The 4,085-nt window shown below is 57.6% G+C and carries 4 protein-coding genes; 3 read left to right on the top strand and 1 reads right to left on the bottom strand.

Annotated elements, in window-relative coordinates; all coding sequences use genetic code 11:
- Positions 1–989 (top strand): TIGR04083 family peptide-modifying radical SAM enzyme (locus WCE46_RS01935; RefSeq protein WP_424732017.1); only part of this gene is annotated, 989 nt, incomplete at its 5' end.
- A 483-nt stretch (positions 990–1,472) separates the two neighbouring features.
- Entirely contained in the window at positions 1,473–2,960 is a 1,488-nt protein-coding gene (locus WCE46_RS01930; RefSeq protein WP_424732016.1) for an MFS transporter, read from the top strand.
- Positions 2,961–3,051: 91 nt separating this feature from the next.
- Here the strand turns inward: WCE46_RS01930 and WCE46_RS01925 are convergent, their stop codons facing one another.
- Positions 3,052–3,438, bottom strand: a complete 387-nt coding sequence (locus WCE46_RS01925; protein ID WP_424732015.1) for a VOC family protein — start codon at positions 3,436–3,438, stop codon at positions 3,052–3,054.
- A gap of 175 nt (positions 3,439–3,613) precedes the next feature.
- Between WCE46_RS01925 and WCE46_RS01920 the strand changes: the two genes are divergently transcribed.
- On the top strand, positions 3,614–3,823 hold the full coding sequence (locus WCE46_RS01920) for a hypothetical protein (RefSeq protein ID WP_424732014.1): 210 nt from the start codon (positions 3,614–3,616) through the stop codon (positions 3,821–3,823).
- Positions 3,824–4,085: the final 262 nt, after the last annotated feature.

Genomic DNA, 4,085 nt, shown 5'->3' with positions numbered 1-4,085 from the left:
GGGAGCCGCTCTTGGCCGGGGCGGACTTTTACCGTACGGTGCTGCCGATCCTCGCCGATGGGCTCGCACGGATGCACCCGGAGTTTGCGATGCAGACGAACCTCTGGCGGATGACGCCGGAGATCGCGGATGTGCTCGCGGCGTACCATGTGCCCATCGGGTCGAGCATCGACGGGCCAGAAGCGATCACGGATTCGCAACGGGGCGACGGTTATTACGAGAAGTGCATGCGGGGCTACGAGATCGCAAAGGCCCACGGTCTCGACGTGCGGTTCATCTGCACGTTCACGAACAAGTCGGTGAAGAAAAAAGAGGAGATCTTCCGGTTCTTCCTTGACAAGGGCTTTACGCTGAAACTGCATCCTGCCCTGCCGTCGCTCCGGTCCGAGAACCCGAAGGAGTGGGCGCTGGAACCGGCGGAGTACGGTGACCTTTTGGTGTATCTCCTCGACCAGGCACTCGACCACATGGACGGGATGGAGGTGATGAACATCAACGACCTCTGCCGGTGCGTCTTTACCCGGCGGGGGAGCGTCTGCACGTACGTGGACTGCATGGGAAGCACATTTGCCATCGGGCCGGACGGGAGCATCTACCCCTGCTACCGGTTCGTGGGGATGCCGGAGTACGTGATGGGGAATGTGGCTGACCACCCGTCCCTCGAAACGCTGATGGCGTCGCCGGCGGGAAAACTGATGCTCGCGTTCAGGGACTACGTGGATACGGCGTGCGGGAAGTGCAAACACATCAAATACTGCCGGGGCGGGTGTCCCTACAACGCGATGGCGCCGACACCGGGGAGGATCGAGGGGGTCGACCCGCACTGTGTCGCCTATGCCCGGATCTTCGACGAGATCGGCGGACGGCTCAACAAGGAGATGTTCGATGCCCCGCCGATGGAGATGAGCGGGTTTGGCGCACCGGCGGCCGCCCGTAAACCGCAGAAGCCGGGCGTGATGGCGCTGATGCGGAAGAACGCGATGCGGTAATCGCACCTGCCTCCCGTTCTTTCAAATGATTTTCCGGCATTCCTGCACGGGTACACCGTCAGGTGCCCTGTTCATGAAAAGCACTCCATCGGATCCCATCGGAAAATAACCTGCTCCGGGAAGAGTATCCGGCCAAAAAATAGGAAATATGAGGGGGGGTTTTAAGCGCTCTTTGCGCTTGTGGTCTTGCTGCTGGCAGCTGACTTCTGGTTTGCTGCCGGTGCTGTCTTCGCGGCTGCTGCTGCCTTAAAATTCTTTTTTGTTGACGTAGTTATCACTTCCTTTTCGTGGTTTGTGGGTTATGCCACTTACAGTTGTTCTCTTTGTGCCGGGATATACGCTTTCTTCTCCCGCGGAAAATCCAGACCTGATTTGGGGATATTTTTGAGTCCGGGGCGTAAAAAACGCACCGGCAGACACCGGGCCGGTTTAAGCACAGGACAATCCGCAACCCTCATCTATCTTTACCAACAACCCCAACAGATGGAAACCCCGGACAGCGGCAGGAACAAGAAGGGCTTTGGCCTCCTCATCCTCTCCATCTCGCTTGCAACATTCATGGCAAGCCTTGATGGTACGATTGTCAACATCGCACTCCCGGCAATCTCCGAATCATTCAATATATCGACGACCACCGTGAGCTGGGTTGCGACATCCTACCTGCTTGTGATGGTGGGCTGCCTGCTTGTCTTCGGGAAGATCTCGGATACGATAGGATACAAGAGGATCTTCCTTGCCGGATTTGCCATCTTCACGCTCGGATCGCTCTTCTGCGGGATCCTGCCGGAGATTATCCTCGGGTTCCCCTCGCTCGTGCTGTCCCGGATGTTCCAGGCTGTTGGCGGGGCGATGATCATGTCGGTTGCCGCTGCCATGGTCAGCACCTACATCCCCATGGAGCAGAAAGGAAAGGCGATGAGCATTATCATGCTCTTTGCTGCGCTGGGGACGGCGATCGGCCCGACCATCGGCGGTATCCTGACCCAGTACCTTTCCTGGCACTGGATCTTCTTCATCAACGTGCCGGTCGGGATCTTTGCAATCCTCCTCGGGGCAAAGGTTATCCCGGCGTCGCAGCCGGTGCCAGGCCCCGGTGGTTTTGACAGACTCGGTGCCGGGCTCGCTTTTATCGGCCTCACGTCGCTGGTCTTTGTGGTCGCGGAAGGGGAATCCCTGGGCTGGACGTCTCCGGTGATCCTTGGCACGGCCATCCTCGCGATGGTAACCCTTGCCTGGTTTGTCCTCCACGAACTCGGCACTGCTGACCCGCTGCTCGACTTCCACCTGTTCCGGAACAGGAACTTTTTCCTGACCAACCTGCTCCTCTGCCTGGTTTTCTTAAGTTTCTCCGGGATCAACTACCTCCTGCCGTTCTACCTTGAATATGTCCACAGCTACGACACGTCAACCGCCGGCCTGATCATGACCTCTCTCTCGTTTGCGATGATGGTCGCGGGCCTCATTGCGGGCGTGACCTTCAACCGGGTGGGGGCACTCCGGCTCTGCATCCTCGCCTGTATCCCCCTGATCATCGGTTACTACATGATGACCCAGCTGCATGTGTATACCTCCACCGGCTTTGTGGTCGGAAGTCTCGCCCTTATCGGTTTCGGGCTGGGCCTGATCGTTACCCCGGCGACGACCATGATCATGATGGCGGTTTCAAAGACAAAGGCGGGGATGATCTCGAGTCTGACCAGCCTTGAGAGGACCGCCCCCCTCACGATCGGGATCGCAATCTTCAACCTGATCCTCATCGAGGGGGTCATTAGGATCGCGAGGAACTACGCTGTAACCATGGAATCCCCGGCCGATATCCAGGTACAGGTGCTCTCTGCCGGGTTCGATCTTGCATTCGTCCTCTCCGTTGTGCTGGGTGTCGTTATCCTGGTACTGGCCCTTGTGATAAAAGAGGAGATCCACCCGGACTATGCGGAGGAAGAAAAGAGCCTGACCGTGGATTCGCTCTGAGAACCGGGACACTCCGGTAATTTTTTTGGATTTTATCGCGGAGAACGCACCGGCAGGCACCGGGCCAAAAAAAGAGGAATCGCCGCCCGGCTCACGGCGTTACGGGTGTCCAGAGGCCGATGAGGTTTCCTTCAGTGTCGATGATCATCGCGGTCAGTCCCACGCCCGGGATCGCGGTGATGGGCTGCGCAATCTTCCCGCCCAGCTTCTCGACCTTCGAGACCGCGGCATCGATCTCCTCGACCTGGATGAAATCGAGGATGGGCTCGTCCAGGTGCCGTTTGTACAGCCCGCCCGAGTTCAGCGTGCCCGGCGCCGCCGGCCCGGTGGTGATCGCGTGGTACTGCATCTCCGCCAGCCCCATCGAATCAGGGGTAGGCGGTACCGGGTCGATCTTCCAGCCGAGGAGGGCGGAATAGAAGTGCCGTGCCCGGTCTACATCGTCGGCCGGGATCATGAAGTGCGAGAGGTTTGCCATGGAAAAAGATAGGGGACGTATAGGTATTTAGCGGTGTGGTGTAACGCGATATCGTGCCCGTCCTAAAGAACAGGTGCCATGGGCGCCCGGCCTGGGATGGACTATGATAACTATATATTTTACATATGAAAATAAATATATGCCGCCACAATATAATGATATTTGGAAGTGAACTATGGAGTCAGCAACAAAATTTCACCAGGTCTCACCCTTAAAGGAGGGGACCAAATCGGCAGCCCGGATAAGAAGCAGTTCTCCCGGCACGGCACGTATGGTAAACGACGGCAGCGCTCATGGCTCGGATCGGCAGGTCGTCCTCCTCAACGAACTGTCAGAGAAACTTGACGGGTACTTTTCCCTGCCGTCCATCGGCTTTGGGAAGTGAACTCTCATTTACAAGGATACTTTGTACACGATCCCCTGTGAAATTCCTAAAAATTCCAAAAACCCATTTATTTAACCCTTGTTTTTCGCGCACCTCTTCACCCGGGTCCGGAAAGAGCACGTACACCCGCGTGCCGGTCCGTGAGACCTGATAAGATCCCAAAAGGGGGGAGGGGGATACCCCCCTACCCCCCTCCCATTCTTTCCTTCACGCTGGGGGTACCCTCCCCCCCGTGTGGCCGGGCAGATGGGGGGTATCCCCC

The sequence above is a fragment of the Methanoregula sp. genome, from assembly GCF_049690535.1.
Lineage (GTDB): Archaea > Halobacteriota > Methanomicrobia > Methanomicrobiales > Methanospirillaceae > Methanoregula.
This window is presented reverse-complemented; position numbering and strand designations above follow the sequence as displayed.